This window comes from Vibrio mediterranei, from assembly GCF_900088415.1.
Lineage (GTDB): Bacteria > Pseudomonadota > Gammaproteobacteria > Enterobacterales > Vibrionaceae > Vibrio > Vibrio mediterranei.
The window spans coordinates 300,467-319,191 of sequence record NZ_FLLQ01000006.1; the positions used below are offsets into that span (position 1 = coordinate 300,467).

An 18,725-nucleotide genomic window follows, 5' to 3' on the forward strand; every position below is an offset into this window, starting at 1 on the left:
TCTTAACAAGAGTAATGTACATGTTGAATTGGTGTTCTAGCCTGATTGTTGTTCTATTTTCGTTTTCCGTGTCTGCGAGTCAAATCTCGGTCTTAGATTGGACGGATTTGAAACCTCAAATGAAAGAAGAAATTGTAGTCTTACCGGATATAACCGAAGCTCAGAGAGAATCTTTACAAACGATTTTGTTATTAGACTCTGTGCCCAACAAAGCGAATCAAAAACTTGCTAATCAACTCATTGTTGAGTTGGGTAGTGAAGGTGTCGATGCTCGTGATTTACTCGAGAAAAGAGCGACTTATATGGCTCAGATGCAAGCTCTATCGGAGACCACGACGGATCGCTTTGATAAACGAAATATTCGAATGGCTGGCTTTATCGTGCCGCTAGAAATGACAGGAGAGAAAAGTACTGACTTTCTGTTGGTGCCAGTTGCGGGTGCATGTATCCATTTGCCACCGCCGCCAGCAAATCAAATAGTGCGAATACGCTACCCAGAAGGATTTGAAATTAAAAATGTTCAATATCCAGTGTGGGTTGAGGGTATTTTCACCAGTGATAAACAGACAGAGGATGTTTTTCTTGTTGATGGTAATACCTCAGTGACAATGGGCTACAGTATGGAAGCCACTAACATTGAAGATTATTACCAATCAGAAACGTTATAGTGAGACGCATGATGACTAAAACCCTTCTATCAAGTGTTGCTTTAGCTGCGATCTTTGCGTCGGTCGTCCCCAAAATAGCCATTGGTGCCGATTTTGGGAGCCCGGACTCAGTCGATAACACTCTCAAGACAAAGCCAAACCCAAAATTGAACTGGAGAGAATCGTTAGAGCAAAATCAAAATCTTACATTTGGCTTAGATTATCAATCATTGGGGCTTCGTGCTTCGGACACTGTGACAGGAGGCGAAAATAACGCCGCCGCTGGTGTGTTTCGTTTCTACGGGAGTTGGAACTTAGTTGGCCTAGATTCAGGTAATGTTGGTGGACTGGTATGGAAAGTAGAGCACAGACATAAGTACACCGACCTTTCACCTAAAGAGTTTTCGTTTATCGGCAATGTTACTCCCAGTCTACCTGATGGTGTCGGCTATGTCGGTATGATAGGGCCTGCGTATTCTGACCAAGGCAGTCGTCTCACTAACTTGTATTGGAAACAAAAGTTAAACCAGGGTAGAACGTCACTCATGCTCGGGTATTTAGATACCACCGACTATGTCGATACTTATGCGCTTGCGAGCCCTTGGACGGGATTCACCAATCTGGCCTTTAGCACAGGAGGAGGTGCAATTGGCTTGCCAGATGATGGTGTGCTTGGATTAGCTGTAGGTCATATGTTGAATGACAATTTTTATCTGATTGGTGGGGTAGCCGATGCTAACGGTGACTCAAGTGATCCATTTAATTCTTTCTTTGACGACAGTAAACTTTTTACAACGTTAGAGTTTGGTTGGACCGCTTCTCAAGAGCAAATTTATACTGATAACGTACATGTCACAGCATGGAATATTGATGGTGGTACAAGGCATAACTTGTCAACTATTACCTTGCCAGATGGTAGTACAACCTATAGCGATCAAAACGGTCGTGGTATCAACTTTTCAGCGAGCTATTTTGCGACAGCGCAGTTGATGCCATTTATTCGAGGAGGGTTCTCAAGCGGAGATGTAGCCTTGTATGATACTTCTATCAGCGCAGGTATCGGCTACTTTGGTTTGGGTAATGCAACGAGTAATTTGGGTTTCGCCGTAAACTGGAGTGAAGTCAATGAAGCGTTTGGGAGTGGTTTAGACAATCAAATTACCTCAGAGCTATATTATAACTGGGCTGTGAATGACTATATTCAAGTCACACCAGACTTACAGTATATAAAGAACCCTGCGTTTTCTGATAAAGATAGTACTTGGATTATCGGCCTAAGGTTACGAGTCGCTATCTAAAAAAAGAGCTCATATGAGCTCTTTTTTTAATTTCCATCGTAGATGTAGCTATACACTCTGACTGGCCATCCGTAACCTGTATATTCTTTAGCAAGAACATCGGCGACTTCGACTGTGACTTCAATTCTTACCCAAGCACCGATGCCCAATGGCTGATACTCAATGACTCGATTTTTCATTACTAGGTTTCCGCTATTATGAGGAGTGATAATCATCGTTAAGGCGCAATGTATACGCCTTAACGAAAATTAGCTTGGAATAGCCGATATTACTTACCTATTTGTGCCAAAGTGTTCCAAACCATAGCAAACTGTGTCGCTGCTTTATTGATTGATAAGTCGCAGGCCAACCGGTAGGGCATCACCAAATAACTTTTTAGAATCAGATTCCGACAGTGTTTTGACCTCGGAAACCAACTCATGCCAACTAGAAGGTGCTTTCGACATTTTCAGCTTATCTAGCACCTGTGTCCGATAGTCATCAGAAATATCTAGAGAGCGGTCGCCGGTTTTACGGCACATCAGGACACAGGCAAAGCCTATCATTGGTTCTTTTAGCCAGTCTTGATCAAGAAGTTTTGGTAGCCATTGTTCAATCTGTTCCCGCGATATCACGTTATGTTGGCTGCCGTAGAGTGGTGTACGAGAAGCAAGTCTGCCTAATGCCCACCAGTGTGCTTGTTCGAACTGAGACTGGTTGAGGGCTTTGCTGAGATACCAAGTAGCTAACAGAACTTTGTCATCAACGTACAAGTTCTCTAAGCTTGCCGATAAACGAACCATGGCCTCATAGCCTTTGTCCTTTGCTCCTTGGAATGTTTTTGCATTTTTCATCGCACCAGGGTGTAAGTATTTAGCGATTCCACCTAATATTACTTCCTGTTGTTCTTCATTTAGACCACCTGAAACACGACGCCAAAAAGTCCACCAATCACTCCAACCTTGTGCATTCTGGAACTGAATACCTTGTTGGTACAACCCCCAGATTTGCTCCATACGCCATGAGTCAGTCGCATCACCAAAACCAGGGCGCATACAAAAGCCTGTTAATCGAAGCCAATTCTTTTCGTGTTGTTCAGAACGACGACGACGTTTGCGACCTAGTGAAAAACTGTCAACTAGAGAACGTAAGGTATAGAAATCCCAGTCATCTTTCTTACCAAGGTTTTTCTCAAGTGTTTTGGCGAGCAGCTTGATTTCTTTGCTGTCAGCGCTGTTTTTGTTGCCACTATACAAACGAGAAATCAAATCTTTGCTTGGCTCTAGCCCAGGATGAGCGGTGACTGTTTCTTCTTGGGCCTGCTGATTTCGAACTTCAAATTCAAGCGCCCATCGCTGAGCATCATCCTCAGTGCTTACACATTCAATCTTAAGCGTACCGACCTCAGTCAACTGGCAAGCGAGCTGAACTTCAACCCGTTCTTTTTGATTGGCAGCAAGCAGCGATTCGCTACCCTGTAACGTATTGATGTATGGAGGCAATGGTGCGAACTGATCGGGGTCAATTTGAACCATTAAACCATTCTGTACTTTTTGATGATCGCCAAAGTAATCATGAGTTGAAGTAAGAAGGTTAAATCGAACAGGCTCACCCAGAGTCAGCGCAAATCGACGACCAGTTAAACGAATTTCTTGCCCTTCATCTGTCCCTTTGGACAACAAACATAAGGCTTGGCCAAGTTTGTTCTTTTCTTGTAAGTGTAGGAAGTAGGAACGGGCACTACCGCCACCAATTTTAAGTTGTGCACCACGACGTGCTTTTGCAAAAGCGACAGCACCAAGTGCAACAGACCAATCTGGATGAGGGTTAGAAAGTAAAGAAACGGCAGAACCTTTCCAATTCTCAACGATATCGACCACGCGACGTGTGACCAAGTCGCTGTTGAAAACACCACCATTGAGTAGCAGACCAACTGGAATCGCTGGGTCACTCTGATCACCCAAGGCGTCTTTCGCAACCTCTTGATGTAAATGCAAGAACTCGGAGACATGTTTACTTACTGCTGGGTCGGAAACGTAAGGCAGTCCGAATTCAACGACAGCACTTCGTTTCTTGTCAGGTAGCTCACCAAACGTCGTGGTCGGAAAGAAGCCCTCTAAAGCTATTTGATGCACTTCTTGTTTGGTAAGAGCGATGCTTTTGGTGCCACCGATTAAACGAGAACCACTACCCAACATGGTGATTTTCATTTCATTTGGAGCATTTTCAGACAGCAACGCCTCTTTCGCCTTGCGAGTTTGTTGAATCAGCTTGGTAAGACTAGCCGCGTTAAGCTTTTTAGCCTCGTTAAAGCGCTGCTCAGCCATATGTGCAAGAGCCAGATCAAGGTTATCACCACCTAGCATAAGGTGTTCGCCGACACCGATTCGATTCAGTGTTAGTTCGTCATTGTCGTGTTTAGCTTCAATCAAACTTAAGTCAGTAGTACCACCGCCAACATCACATACCAGAATAAGCGGTACTTGGGCCAACTCTTGTGCTGCGGTATCTTTGTGTCTCGCATACCAGTCATAACAAACGGCTTGTGGCTCTTCTAACAGGTGGACTTTTGGTAGTCCTGCCAATTTTGCGGCTTGTAGGGTGAGCTTCCTTGCGGTTTCATCAAAAGAAGCTGGAACCGTAATGACTACATCTTGATCTTCAAGTTTGTTGTAGTGATGGCGGTGGTTCCATGCCTGACGAATATGGTTGAGATAGCTTGCGCTGGCAATGACTGGCGACACTTTTTCGACATCTTGTGCGCCGGCCCACGGTAGAATGTCGTCTTCACGATCAACTGCAGTGTGCGATAGCCAACTCTTAGCACTTGAGACCTGCCGGCCTTCAACTTTTGCACCCAACTCTCTCGCCCATTCACCAATGATGATATTTTTCAGGTCACCATCGACCGATTGATTTTCCCATGGGAGAGTGAGGTCCGCTTCGGACACTTGCTGAGCTGCTGGATGATAACGGAAAGAGGGTAGTAACGGTTTACGCACTACTTCGCCCGGGCCAACGAGTTGGTCGATTTCAAACAATTCGACCGGAGAGTTAGAGAGGTCGTCTTGAATTTCACAGAATGCGACAACCGTATTGGTTGTACCTAAATCGATACCGACCAGATATTGTGAGGATGCCATGACATGCTCCAGTTAGGTCTTAATAAAGACTGGGATTAGCGATAAAAAACGGCACCTAATGTGCCGTTTTGTCATTTAATTATTGTTATGCGTCTTCGCGGACGTCAAATTCAACGTGCCATTTTTGACCATTATCCGAAGCGATGGCTTCCAGATATAGTGTGCCAAGTTCAGTAACGCGCGATGATAGTGTCACAGGAACCACTTCGCCAACGCTGCGGCCTTCTGATACTGGCAAGGTAACTTGAATTTCTGGCAGTTCTTCAAGCTCTTCTGGTTGCCAAAAGTCAAGATGAACTCCTGCCTCATCATCACGGCGGGTTGTTGAACCGAAGAATTGGAAATGAACAGGTTGACCAATGACAAGTCCAAATTCTTGACTTGGGACTTGAACACTACTGCCTTCTTCCATACCGAACGGTGCAACACAAAGGGCTTCCATTGGAGGAGCCATTCCCGGAATCGCAGGCATTGCACTTTCAATGCCGATGTAATAACTCGAGGCAATACCGCCGCGAATTCGAACACCTTGACCACGTCGAACGCTACCGTAATAAGCTGCACCACTTGCAACGGCAAGATCTAAGTCTAGGCCAGAAAGCATTTTTGCCTTGTCTGAGCCCGCAGTCTCAAGCCACGCGTTAATGGTGTTGAACAAACGATCAGAGAGTAGTTTCGATTTAAGGACACCGCCGTTAAAGAGCAGGGCTGTAGGCTTTACGAACTCAGGTGCTGGTTGCATGCCAGGAATACCTGCAAAGGCGTTATCTGTTGCATTGCTTTGGCGGCTCAAGAACGCAGCAATATGGCGAGTAATCGCCGCATCTTGTGCGTAAGGAAGGCCCATTTGCGTTAATGCACCGCGAGCACGTTGAACCGGATGGTCTTGAATGCTCACTTGTGGGAAGAAGCCGTCTACAAGAGTTTGTTGAACTTCCTGTTGGGTCAATTCCGTTTTCAGTGTTGCGCCTAGTAACTTAGAGCCACGACTAGGGACAACAATAGGCACTGCTTGAAGCTCAGAATCATTTAGTAAGGCTTCTTTAGCGTCGCGGCAAGCATGAGTCATTGCTTGAACTTGCCACGGTTGCAATTCTTTACCATCTTGCGCTAGCTTCATCTTTAGGCGATAAGCTAAAGCAAGGTCCATATTGTCGCCACCAAGCAGAATATGCTCACCAACAGCAACACGTTCAAGATTCAGGTTACCATCTTGTTCTGTTACTGCGACTAAAGATAAGTCTGTGGTACCACCACCGACATCGACTACTAACACTACATCGCCAACATTGACTTCATCACGCCATTTATCCTCGCTGTTGTCAATCCAGCTATATAAGGCTGCTTGAGGCTCTTCAAGAAGGGTTAGGTGTGACAATCCAACGTTACGTGCTGCTTCTGCAGTAAGATCGCGCGCTGCAGGATCAAAAGAAGCAGGGACGGTTATGGTTACGTCTTGGTCCTCGAGCTTATGCTCAGGGTGTTTGTGATTCCATGTATCCTTCAAGTGCTCTAGATACAGCTCAGTCGCACGAAGAGGAGACACTTTGGTGACTTCTTCTGGACTGCCTTGTGGAAGAAAGCTCTCACGTCGGTTCACACCGCCGTGACACAGCCAAGATTTAGCACTCGCTACGAGACGAATAGGTGTTTTTGAACCAAGGTTTCGAGCAACGGCACCAACCAGAGCCTTTGGCTCACTTGTCCATGGCAGAGTGCGGGAGCCTTGTCCCATCTCGTGCTCATGAGGTTGATATAGAAATGAACCTAGTTGTTTGAAAGATTCTACAGTACCTGGCGCTGTAAGCTGTGGAATAGCAGCTACTTCTACTTGCGCGGACTCATCTGTCGTATCAAGAAACGACATAACACAGTGCGTTGTACCTAAGTCGATACCAATACTGTAACGAGCCGATGGCTGATTCTGTTCGTGCGTTGATAGCTCCATTATAGCTCTACCTCTGCTGGTGCGATGACAGATGCGTTGTAGTTTTCAGACAACTTAGGCAGAGTCACTTTGTCGGCTTTCCAACCTTTGTGAATCAGTGTGCCTGAGAATGGTGCATTACCCGTTACGTTGCCAGTGAGGCGAACAGATTGCGGATCAAAGCCTTCTTCGATTGTTACGCGAGTTTCTTCGTCTTCAACGCGAATAGGAGACAAAGTAAAGTACTCGCTGATCACTTTTTTCCCGCCAGAATGGACAACACGAGCCGCTGCACCTACCTCTTCATCGGAGAATGAAGTTAGGTCTTCTTGCAGGAAATCGACCATGCGAGCTTCTTGCTGCATCAAAGACAGAAGTTGCATTGCAGAATCGGTAGAAGCAGTCGCAAGTTTAGATTCTACTTCTACAACTTTTTCTACGACTTTTTCGACTTCAACGACTTTCTCAACTTCAACGATTTTTTCTACTGGCTTTTCAACCTCGACGATCTTCTCTACTGGTTTTTCGACCACTTTTTCAACGACTTTGCTTTTGCGTGATACCGCGATGGCAAGCAACAAAACGCTAGAAGCCGCTAGGCCTGCGTGCAACATGTCGAAAGTAGTTGGGATAACATTTAGATCGATGTTCATAGGAGTTTCTCTATGTGTCAGTCATTAGTTGTTAATTTTGGGGCGAAGTCTAGCATAATCAAGGCTCATAGCGCGATGGTTTCGCAATAATGTCATTACAAAGTGAGTTTTTTGGCGAAGAATTCAGCAGATAATGACGATTTTACAAATTTAGGTGATCTTCGCTGTTTTTTTTAACACTGTAACTTTTGTCCATGTCAGAGCTGTGTAAGATTTAACAGTAAAAGGTAAGGTATTGTATTTTCGATACTTATATCACATGGCTAATAATATTTATCACAAATATAAAAACTGGTAACACTAATAAAACTATAACCAGTTAGGACAATATATATGGTTACAGGCTTAAGCAAAGAGGACCGCGGAGTCAAACGGTACTCAGTGTTAGTGCTAATTCTCGGATTAGTATTGACGATTTTCATTACACATCTTGTATATAAAGGGCAAAAACAGCTTTCCGATTCTAATTTTGAGTTCTTAGCTCAAAACCAAGCCGAGAATATAAAAGAACTTGTTATGTTAGATGTTGCCTTTATTGGTGCAGGGGCAAGTTTTTATCATGCAACTCAACCACCAACGTGGGATAATTTCTCCACTTTTGTCGCACCATTGTTGGCAGATTCGAAAAGTTTGATAGCTATGCAATGGATGAAGAAAGTTTATCCCGAGCAGATAGAGTCACACGTAAAGCGAGTCAAGCAACACTTTCCAAGTTACCAAATATATACGGTGCCTAAAGACGAACCTCGCCAAGATGGTTACATCCTTGAAAATGATGAACCTATTTATGTGGCGAGTGATGTCTATCCTGTTAATGAAGCCAACCTACGTGCGCTAGGATATTACTCTTCCCGAGAGCGTGTTAGACGAGTGATTCGTAGCACACTGGAAACCGGAGAACCGAGTTTGTCAGATAAGATTCGTCTGTTGCAGGACGGGTTTGATCGTTCGTTACCAAAACAAGGGATGCTTGTTTACCATCCAGTATTCGAGGTCGGTGATAATTCATTACGTGGAGTAGTAATTGGAGTCGTTCGGACAACCGCATATTTCGAGCAGATTGTTTCTCGAACCTCCATAGGCAAAGAAGTGGGTATTCAAGTTGTCGATTTAGGGTTTGACGCCGAGGATGACCCCATTATGTACGAGAATGAAGCGTGGCAAACGTTGTCTGGGGATATAAAGAGCATCATTGTGGATCTTTATGATCGACAGTGGAACATTCAGTTTAAACACGATTCAGAAATTTCTCAGAATGACAGCTTTATTCTCCTGTGTGTCGCTTCAGGCGGTTTTATTATTTCGATTCTATTGGCTTACGTGGTTCAGTTGATGCTTCGTGAACAACGAAGATTGACCAAGTTAGTCAGTCGCAGAACACGTGACTTGCAGTACTTAGTAGAGCGAGACCCTTTAACGGAAGTGTACAATCGACGGGCATTCAATCGCTTAGCGGATTACCATATTTCATGCAATAAGCCATTTTCTTTAGTCATTATTGATATTGATAAGTTTAAGCAAATTAATGATAAATATGGTCATGTTTCTGGTGATGAGATCTTGATGCAAGTTGCTGCGTACATAAAAGAACAACTGTATCCCGATGATATGCTGTTCAGGCTTGGCGGCGATGAGTTTGCTGTGATAAGTCGTTGTGTTGACGAACAATTACTCAGCGTTTATTTAAACGAAGTATGTGAAGATATTGCTTTTATGAAATGGGATACCATCGATCCTAACTTTGTTTGTACATTGAGTATAGGTGCCTCCGTATTTAGAGGAGAGTCCTTGGAGAAACTCATGAACCGTGCCGATGATTTATTGTATAGAAGTAAAGACAAAGGCAGAAATAGAGCAATGGTTGCTTGATTTTTTAGCTATTGAATGGAGAACTGTCGAGGTTTGACGCTTGATACGTTACAATCCGACGGTTCGTTTAACTAATCTTAAAATCCCTATGAATTATAATCGTGTCGTTTGTTTTGATCTTGAAATGTGTTGTTGGAATGTCGACGGTGTTGGCACAACTGGCGAGATAATTGAAGTAGGGTTAGCTGAAATAGATTTAGTTAAGCAAGAAGTAGTGAAGCGAGCGCAATATTACGTTAAGCCAGAAACTGACAAGGTGTCGCTGTTTTGTACAGAGCTTACCGGTATAACGCCACGTAAAGTAGAAAAGCAGGGGCGTCCACTGGCTTCAGTGATACAGTCTATGGTTAAAAATTTTGGTGGCCCTAACAAAATTTATGCCTCATGGGGCCGAGACGACATGATCTTACTCGAAGAATGTCAATCAAAAGGCATCGAAATGCCGTTCAAAGAGTTTGTTAATTTAGCGACGTTATATCGCATGCAGCATCGACTTAAAGATAAACGTATTGGTCACAAAGCGGCACAAGAAAGCCAAGGAATAGAGTGGGAAGGCAGACAGCACTCGGGTTATGTTGATGCATACAACCTCGCTAAATTGGCATTGACCATGCTGTAACTTGCTGACTAAGAATGATAAAAGCCGAGCAGAGTTTTTCTGCTCGGCTTTTTTGTGCTCATAGCGTGTGGGATTACTGATCAGTAACTTGAATCTTAGCTCGAATAAACTCACTGTGATCAACATAGAGGAGCTCTGCTACTTTGCGAATCACTGCATCTTCTAGTGGGTCGATAACTCCGTCTGCGTTAGCGACTTCCCACATGGCTTTGATTAAATCAAAGCGCTTCTCCTGACTTAACTCTCTTAAGCTAGAGGTAAAGTCGTACAAAGATGCTGAGTTCTTTGTCTGTTCTTGCGCTTGAACCAATAGCGTTTTCGACTCTGATTCGTCAAGTCCTAACAGTCGTTCAATTAAAGATAGCTTGGCTTTTTCTTCTTGCTCTTCCACTTGATGATCGGCATTAGACACTTCGCAAAGCAGTGCAGCCATAGCAAGGTTAGGGCTAATTGACTTATTGTTAGATAAGTCATCGCCTTCAATAAGTTGTTTAAACATGGAAGTAATGGAATTAAACATGGCGTTACCTGATTTTATTGCTTATTTATAATACATAGTGATTGTTGAGCCAGATCACAAGTAATTAGAGTTTAGCTTTCGGAATTAGTTTCAGGGAATGTGGTTTTTGTGCCATCTCCATGAAGGACCGATATCTCGATAGGTTTGCCTTCATTATCCAATCGTACCTTTCCGATACCACTTTTATTGACCAGGCGATTATGATGACTTGGTTCGGGCTTACGTTTGAAGATCTTCAAACGCTTACGCTTAGTAAATAAGTTGAGCGGTGAACGTGGAGAGTAAAGCCATTTATCGAGAGTGTCACAAATCGTAAGCAGTGGTTCCGGAAACTCATTCTTTATTCCACTACAGGTTATTTGGTAAATGTGCGAGTCCGTCTGCTTATAACGAAGTTTGACGTCGTAGACGAAGGAGTAGTGTACGTCACCCGACAAAATGACAAAGTTCTTAGGTGTCTTAGTATGGGTAAAAATAGACAGTAAAGTATTGGCGCTTCCAGGATGAGCCATCCAGTTTTCAGCATCAATAATTAGTGGATTACCCATTTTTGTCGCCATACTTTGTAGTGTTTCTATAAATTTCACACCAAACATAGGTGCGGGAGATACAACAACAACAGAGTCTAGACCGATGAGCTCTTGTTGAAATTCAACCATCGCTTCCCAGTCCATTAGACCAGATGGCTTATTTAGATTGGATTCGGAACGCCAGCGTCGTGTGCGAGTATCAAGAACCACTACTTTAGGTGATGAATCAAGACTAAAGTGCCACTTCTCGTATCGCAGCAATTGCGTAATTAAGTCATCGTGTTGGTCTTGCGCGATGATTTTGTTTGCGTTGGCATAAGAGAACAGCCCAACCAAACTGTTTCGCCAGTCACTCTTCATCTGAACTGGCGTATTACCCCAAGCTTGGCACAGTAGATAGGACAATAGAGCGTTACCTATTATTCGCTTAGAAAACGCGTTCTCGTAAGCTGCTTTTTCCCAGCCAACAGTTAGGTTCCAATCGTCAGTTACGTCGTGATCGTCAAAAATCATATAACTTGGGACATGTGCCATGACTCGCCTGACCTCAGGTAATCCAGCGACAAATTTATCGAGCTCTGCTTTTTCCTTGCTCCAAAGAGGTTGGTCTTTTTCTAGTAAAGGTTGGTTCTCAGAATTATCGTTGGGACGCAGTTGGTCAAACTGAATGGCATCCCAGAGTTCAGGAGACCAATTAAGTATGTACATCGCCAGAAATTCTGAGAAGCTAATCAGATGATTTTCGCACTCTCTAGAGCTGAAAATAGGTGTGTCACCTTTATTAATCAGACGCTTTAGACGATGAGTCTCATCTTGGTATTGGGGGAGTATTTTGTCTCTAGAATAGAGAGCGTTGGTACAACGATAGAGTTCATCTGCATCTCCAACAGGCGCACCAATAAATGACTCACTAGGTAACTCAAGTAATTTGATGACTTTATGGATAGCCACCAACATGGGGCCGGCAACATGATCAGCGTATATTTGGTCGCCAGTGAGTAACAGAAGGTCTGGTCGATCATTGTCTTTTGTAGAAGTCGCTAACTGATCGAGCAACGCATCGACTTGAAGCAGGCTGTCGTCACTATTATGATGTGGGTTTCTACATGAGCCGTGAAGAATATGGTCAGACTTATCTGACAATATGATGTCTATCCAAGATGACGTTGAATAGAACATGTTGTCATTAAGAGCGCTGCTCTTGGATTCTCGCCAAACTACGTTATAACCTAGATGGCCAGTCTTAGGTGTTAAAAGATTAGTGTGGAACTGAATGATCCATAGCTTGTTGCTTATTTTGTAGACCTGCTCAGTATCAAAATCACTGTAGGAGATCACATCATCGTTATTGATCGCAAGTTGAAGGTTTGAAGGACACAATGAGGTCGCCAACCATAGGGTGATATGCTGAGGGTTAGTGCGACGTAATATTGGTCCTGCCAACACAGGATTGAGCTTTTTCATGAGGCGTTCTTTCTACTTACTTTTTAGGAATGTTCCAGTGCTGGGTGCTCTGATGGTGTCGTAGCTTCATTCATTTGCTCAAGCAGTTCGACAAACTCTGCGCTACTCGTTTCATGACCGATTAGGAAAAAAGCAGTCAAAGCATCCAAAAGATGCTCTTTATTGTTGCTTTGGTCGATCATCTGAGCGAGTCGCTCACGAACTAGCTCTATTTCATGCTCAACAAATCCTCGACCTTCAAAGGTATCTTCCGCTTCGTCAGGAGCGTTGTCGAACTCTAAGAATAACAAGTCATTATCGACTTTAGCACTCAAAAGTCTTTCTGGAAGCCATGTCTCACCCGTTACGACATCAATATGTTGATCGCTTGGCAAAGATTGGAGAATTTTTTTTAACTTTTCTACTTTCACGATTCGTCTAAATAGTGGAAACTATGACACCCATCACTGTTGGTTATTTATTGAGCCATAAGGCAAATAACAGTGTGGTGACATAAAAATATGCGTTAACCCCATAATATACAACTCTACTTCACTGAGGTAGCTGTTGTTAGGTTATTTGGTAAATAGCGTGTGAATTTTGGCTAACGGTCAAAATAGTGATTACGTGCTCCTTAGCTTATTAATTGTAAACGAATTCCAGTTGGAGAAACTGCAAGACATGATAAAGAGAAATCTCGCGCTCGCGACCGCAGCATCACTTTGTGCAACACCAGTGGTATTGGCAGAAGAGTCAGCGCAAGAAGCGGATTGGGGCATTGCAGCGGTGTGGCGTACAGCGAACATTCCATTTGATACCAAAGGAAGTGATGCCACCGTTAGCACCTTTATTCCGATGATGTTCTTTAAGAATGACTATGTCTTTCTAGACGGTACCATGGCAGGTGCCCACCTCTATAAAACGGATGATAAAGAATTAGAGCTTAACGCTATTGCGCGTATGCGTTTTATCGACATACCAGCAGACGAGCAAAATGCGGTTGGGGGAGACACTGCGGACTATGGTCTGCAAATGCGTTACAACTTTGATGATGCTTGGCATTTCGACACAGAGCTAATGACAGACGGACATAACCGTTATCATGCGAACTTCAGACTTCAAGGCATGCTTGATTATGGCGACCTTGAATTGCGTCCTAACGTCACACTGCGTTATAAGGATGCTGACTTTAACACTGAATACTATGGTACATACCGAGGCACTACAGATAGCCTGAGTGGTGGTATGGACTATGCGATGGGCGTTGATGCTAAATACCACGTAGCATCAAACTTATACCTTGTAGGTGCGACCAATATTCGCATGCTTGATAACCAAGCGTATCATTCATCAGTGATTAAAGAACGTTTTGAAGGCGAAGTGTATTTCGGTGTTGGTTTCTTCAACGAGAAGAAAAAATCCACTTCAAAAGCGAAGCAAGTACGTCGTGATATCGGTGCTAAACCGTATGTGCGTGTAGCTCATGGTTATGCGTCACCATCAGACATGGGTGACATTCTGACCTTTAACGGTAAGCGAGATCCGTATAATAACCAAGTAACGTCGGTATTTTATGGTCATCCATTAACGGATGAATTGTTTGGGATGCCGTTGGATATCTACTTGAGTCCAGGCATTGCTCACCACTGGAGTTCTGAGGTTCAAGATTCTGGTACGGAATTTATCACATTGATCAAAGCATACTACACGTTCAACTGGCCAGTGAAGATGCGTTTAGGTGTGGGTAACGGCCTGTCATATATCGACAATATTACCTATATCGAACAACAAGAGATGGATAAAAAAGAGAAGCGTGCAAGTCACCTTATGAACTACATTGATATTTCTTATGACATCAGCATAGGTTCTATTATCGGTAAACCAGCACTTGATGAGTTATGGCTGGGTTATGCTCTGCATCACCGCAGTGCGATATTCGAAGCTTCGTCCCAATTCGGTCGAATCAAAGGTGGTAGTAACTACAGCACCTTCTATCTTCAGTACCACTTCTAATCAAAAAGCTCCGCATTGCGGAGCTTTTTTGTATCCTTCTCGCTTAACGCTAATTTCCTACCTGTGCTACAATCCGGCCAGTTTTTAATAGTAAAAAGTTAAGTAGGGAACGTTTTGACTTCCTCTCAAAATTCCAATCAACAGTCGCAAGTGCAAGCGAACAATCCACAGTCACTTAAAAAAGCATTAAAAGACTGTATGATTCGTGACCGCTTTCGTTTGAGTAAGCGTATTGCAGGCGCAACAAGAATTAAAAAACCAGAAGCTCAATCTGCAGTATTCGACGAAATTGCTATCGATATTGCGCGATCGATGATGGTTGCTCAGCAGCGCGCAGCTGCAAAACCCACCATCAATTACCCAGAGCAGCTGCCAGTTAGTCAGAAGAAAGATGAAATTGCCAAAGCTATTGAGAATAACCAAGTGGTTATTGTGGCGGGTGAAACAGGTTCAGGTAAGACGACTCAGCTACCGAAAATTTGTTCAGAATTAGGTCGAGGACAATTTGGCTTAATTGGCCATACACAACCTAGACGACTTGCTGCGCGTTCAGTGGCAAACCGTATTGCCGAAGAGATGGAAACGTCACTGGGCGAGTTCGTTGGTTATAAAGTCCGATTTAACGATCAGATTTCTGAGAATACTCAAGTGAAGTTGATGACAGACGGTATCTTACTGGCTGAAATTCAACATGATCGTTTTCTTAATCAATATGACACCATCATTATTGATGAAGCGCATGAGCGCAGTTTGAATATCGACTTTATTCTGGGTTACTTACGTGAGTTACTCCCGAAACGCCCTGATTTAAAAATCATCATCACGTCAGCGACCATCGATCCAGAGCGTTTCTCAAAACATTTCAATGACGCGCCAATTATAGAAGTCTCGGGGCGAACATACCCAGTTGAAACTCGTTATCGCCCTCTGTCTGGGGACGATGATGGCGATAGAGATCAGCTAGAAGGCATTTTCGAAGCGGTAGATGAACTGTGTGATGAAGGTCTTGGTGACATTCTGATTTTCATGAACGGTGAGCGTGAGATTCGTGATACGGCGGATGCATTAACAAAACGTAACCTTCGTGATACTGAGATTGTTCCATTGTACGCCCGCTTATCCGCGGGCGAACAGAATAAGATTTTCCAACCACATGCAGGTCGACGAATTGTACTCGCCACTAACGTTGCTGAAACATCTCTGACTGTTCCGGGAATTAAGTACGTCATTGACCCAGGTACTGCTCGCATTAGTCGATACAGTTATCGCACAAAGGTTCAGCGTCTTCCTATTGAGCCAGTTTCTCAGGCAAGTGCAAACCAGCGTAAAGGTCGATGCGGCCGTGTAGAAGAGGGGATCTGTATTCGTCTGTATTCGGAAGAAGATTTCGAATCACGCCCAGAATTCACTGATCCAGAAATTCTTAGAACCAACCTAGCGTCAGTCATTCTGCAAATGACGGCTTTGGGGTTGGGCGATATCGAAGCTTTCCCATTTGTTGAAGCGCCTGATAAACGCAATATCCAAGACGGTGTACGTCTGCTTGAAGAGTTAGGTGCTATCAATGATAAAGCAAAAGATCCTAAGAAACGTTTAACTCCAATTGGTCGTAAGTTGGCTCGCCTGCCAATCGACCCTCGTTTGGCTCGAATGGTGATAGAAGCACCAAGACTTGGATGTTTAAAAGAAGTCATGGTTATCGCTTCTGCATTGTCTATTCAAGACCCAAGAGAACGTCCTAGTGACAAGCAGCAATCGTCTGACGACAAACACAAGCGCTTTTTCGATAAAGAGTCTGATTTCCTGACGTTTGTAAACCTATGGGATTACATTCAAAAACAACAAAAAGCGTTGTCTGGAAACCAATTCCGCAAGCAATGCAAGCAAGACTATTTAAACTACTTACGTGTACGTGAGTGGCAAGATGTCTACTTCCAAATACATCAAGCCATGCGTGAGATGGATGAAAAACTCAACCAAGAACCAGGCAGTTACCAATCGGTCCATACTGCCTTACTGGTTGGCTTGTTGTCTCATATTGGTGTGAAAGACCAAGAGAAAAATGAGTACCAAGGGGCTCGAAACGCACGATTCCATATCTTCCCGGCTTCAGGTCTGTTTAAGAAGCAACCTAAGTGGATTATGTCGGCAGAGCTGGTGGAAACCTCTAAGCTCTGGGGACGTATTATCGCCAAGATTCAACCAGAGTGGATTGAGCCTCTAGCAAAACACCTAATCAAACGTAGCTACAGTGAACCCCATTGGTCTAAGAAACGCGCAGCCGTAATGGCACACGAAAAAGTGATGTTGTACGGAGTACCAATTGTTCCGAAGCGATTGGTTAACTATGGTGCGATTGACCCAGTTTTAAGTCGCGAACTGTTTGTGCGCAGTGCCTTAGTTGAAGGGGATTGGGAAACCAAGCACGCATTTTTCAAACAAAACAGAAAGCTACTACAAGAAGTAGAAGAGCTTGAGCACAAGTCGCGTCGTCGGGATATCCTTGTTGACGACGATGAGCTGTTTGATTTCTACGATCAACGTGTAGGTACGGAAGTTGTTTCTGGGCGCCATTTTGATACGTGGTGGAAGAAAGCAAGCCAGAAGAACAAAGAGCTTCTTAATTTTGAAAAAGAGATGCTGTTTAAGGGCGACGCTAGTCATGTCACCGATCTTGATTATCCTAACTTCTGGCATCAAGGTGGATTTAAACTCAAGCTAAGTTATCAGTTTGAACCTGGAGAAGATAGTGACGGTGTAACAGTGCATATCCCATTACCTATCCTTAACCAGATTGATAGTGAAGGGTTCGATTGGCAAATTCCAGGGTTGCGACATGAACTGGTGGTGAGCTTAATCAAAGCATTGCCAAAGACACTACGTAAGAACTTTGTTCCAGCGCCAAACTACGCAGACGCATTCTTGGCTCGTGTCACACCGATGGAAGCACCGCTTTTAGATGCATTGGAAAAAGAACTTCGCCGCATGACCGGTGTGGAAGTATTAAGGGACGACTGGAATCTAGAACAACTTCCTGATCACCTGAAAATTACTTTCCGTGCTGTGGATCATCGCAATAGAAAGCTTAAAGAGAATCGCAATCTCTATGAGTTGAAAGAAAGCCTGAAAGACAAAGTACAACAAACTTTGTCTAAAGTTGCTGATGATGACATTGAGCAGCAAGGTTTACATACCTGGAGCTTTGGTGAACTGCCAAAAGTCTATTCGCAAAAGCGCGGTGGATTTGATGTGAAAGCTTATCCTGCTCTAGTGGACAATAAAGACAGCGTTGAAATTAAGTTGTTTGAAACGGAAGTCGAACAAGAGCAGGTCATGAAAGAGGGGCAACGTCGTTTGCTGCTACTGAATGTGCCGTCTCCAATTAAATATCTGCACACCAATCTTCCGAACAAATCTAAGCTGGGTCTCTATTTCAACCCTTATGGCAAAGTGTTAGACTTAATTGATGACTGTATAGCATGCGGTATCGATAAGCTTGTCGAAGGTCAAGGTGGCTTAGTTTGGGATGCAGACAAATTTGAGCAACTTAAAGAGTATGTGCGTGGAGAGTTGGGCGATACAGTTGTAGACATTGCACAGCAAGTGGAAACAATCCTGACGACTGCGTTCAACATTAATAAAAAGCTTAAAGGTCGCGTAGACTTGACTATGGCATTCGCGTTATCGGATATAAAAGCGCAAATCGAAGGATTGATATTCAAAGGCTTCGCAACCGAATGTGGCTGGAAACGATTGCCTGATATTCTGCGTTACTTGAAAGCAATTGAGAAACGCATGGAGAAGTTACCGATTGACCCAAATCGAGATCGCATGCACATGCTAAAAGTGGAATCCGTCACTCAAGACTACAAAGAGTTACTTAACAAGATTCCAAAAGGTATGAAAATACCAGAAAACGTTAAAGAGATTCGCTGGATGCTTGAAGAGCTTCGCGTGAGTTATTTTGCTCAACAGCTTGGGACGCCATACCCAGTCTCCGATAAGCGCGTATTGAATGCGATAGATGCGTGCTAAGCGTCCAACTAAATAGATTCTATGCAAAACTGTGATAGATATAACTTCT

13 protein-coding genes are annotated in these 18,725 nt (G+C 43.7%); 6 read left to right on the forward strand and 7 right to left on the reverse strand.

The window, feature by feature from the left end; translation table 11 throughout:
• Positions 1–20 precede the first annotated feature (20 nt).
• The gene (locus VME0621_RS18320) at positions 21–668 is read left to right on the forward strand and encodes a DUF3299 domain-containing protein (RefSeq protein WP_062460523.1); all 648 of its coding nucleotides are present in this window, start codon (positions 21–23) and stop codon (positions 666–668) included.
• An 11-nt stretch (positions 669–679) separates the two neighbouring features.
• Positions 680–1,945, forward strand: coding sequence for a carbohydrate porin (locus VME0621_RS18325; RefSeq protein ID WP_082795538.1), 1,266 nt, complete (start codon positions 680–682; stop codon positions 1,943–1,945).
• A 26-nt stretch (positions 1,946–1,971) separates the two neighbouring features.
• Here VME0621_RS18325 and VME0621_RS26845 read toward each other — a convergent pair whose 3' ends face one another.
• The 4 genes from VME0621_RS26845 to VME0621_RS18345 form a co-directional block, all read right to left on the reverse strand.
• Positions 1,972–2,124, reverse strand: a complete 153-nt coding sequence (locus VME0621_RS26845) for a hypothetical protein (protein ID WP_006071423.1) — start codon at positions 2,122–2,124, stop codon at positions 1,972–1,974.
• A gap of 144 nt (positions 2,125–2,268) precedes the next feature.
• Positions 2,269–5,067 carry an Hsp70 family protein gene (locus VME0621_RS18335; protein WP_062460514.1) on the reverse strand — a complete coding sequence of 933 codons (2,799 nt, stop codon included), beginning with the start codon at positions 5,065–5,067 and terminating at the stop codon, positions 2,269–2,271.
• An 85-nt stretch (positions 5,068–5,152) separates the two neighbouring features.
• A complete protein-coding gene (locus tag VME0621_RS18340) occupies positions 5,153–7,015 on the reverse strand; it encodes an Hsp70 family protein (protein WP_062460511.1) in 1,863 nt (620 codons plus the stop codon).
• A complete protein-coding gene (locus VME0621_RS18345) occupies positions 7,015–7,647 on the reverse strand; it encodes a DUF2760 domain-containing protein (RefSeq protein WP_038230598.1) in 633 nt (210 codons plus the stop codon). Before VME0621_RS18345 ends, VME0621_RS18340 begins: the two co-directional genes overlap by 1 nt.
• 333 nt (positions 7,648–7,980) lie before the next feature.
• Here VME0621_RS18345 and VME0621_RS18350 point away from each other — a divergent pair, with 333 nt between their 5' ends.
• Positions 7,981–9,516, forward strand: coding sequence for a sensor domain-containing diguanylate cyclase (locus VME0621_RS18350; RefSeq protein WP_062460508.1), 1,536 nt, complete (start codon positions 7,981–7,983; stop codon positions 9,514–9,516).
• An 88-nt stretch (positions 9,517–9,604) separates the two neighbouring features.
• Entirely contained in the window at positions 9,605–10,135 is a 531-nt protein-coding gene (locus VME0621_RS18355) for a 3'-5' exonuclease (protein ID WP_038230596.1), read from the forward strand.
• A 73-nt stretch (positions 10,136–10,208) separates the two neighbouring features.
• Here VME0621_RS18355 and VME0621_RS18360 read toward each other — a convergent pair whose 3' ends face one another.
• The 3 genes from VME0621_RS18360 to VME0621_RS18370 all read right to left on the reverse strand — a co-directional run bounded on the left by VME0621_RS18360 (position 10,209) and on the right by VME0621_RS18370 (position 13,059).
• Complete coding sequence (locus tag VME0621_RS18360) at positions 10,209–10,655, reverse strand: tellurite resistance TerB family protein (protein ID WP_062460505.1); 447 nt, start codon at positions 10,653–10,655, stop codon at positions 10,209–10,211.
• A gap of 71 nt (positions 10,656–10,726) precedes the next feature.
• Positions 10,727–12,649: an alkaline phosphatase D family protein gene (locus VME0621_RS18365; RefSeq protein ID WP_062460502.1), complete on the reverse strand. Its 1,923-nt coding sequence runs from the start codon at positions 12,647–12,649 to the stop codon at positions 10,727–10,729.
• A 23-nt stretch (positions 12,650–12,672) separates the two neighbouring features.
• Complete coding sequence (locus VME0621_RS18370) at positions 12,673–13,059, reverse strand: VC1380 family protein (protein ID WP_062460499.1); 387 nt, start codon at positions 13,057–13,059, stop codon at positions 12,673–12,675.
• A 250-nt stretch (positions 13,060–13,309) separates the two neighbouring features.
• On the opposite strand from VME0621_RS18370, the gene VME0621_RS18375 reads away from it, so the two are divergent.
• Complete coding sequence (locus tag VME0621_RS18375; protein WP_062460496.1) at positions 13,310–14,641, forward strand: MipA/OmpV family protein; 1,332 nt, start codon at positions 13,310–13,312, stop codon at positions 14,639–14,641.
• A gap of 114 nt (positions 14,642–14,755) precedes the next feature.
• On the forward strand, positions 14,756–18,676 hold the full coding sequence (gene hrpA / locus VME0621_RS18380) for an ATP-dependent RNA helicase HrpA (RefSeq protein WP_062460493.1): 3,921 nt from the start codon (positions 14,756–14,758) through the stop codon (positions 18,674–18,676).
• The last annotated feature ends 49 nt before the right edge of the window (positions 18,677–18,725 follow it).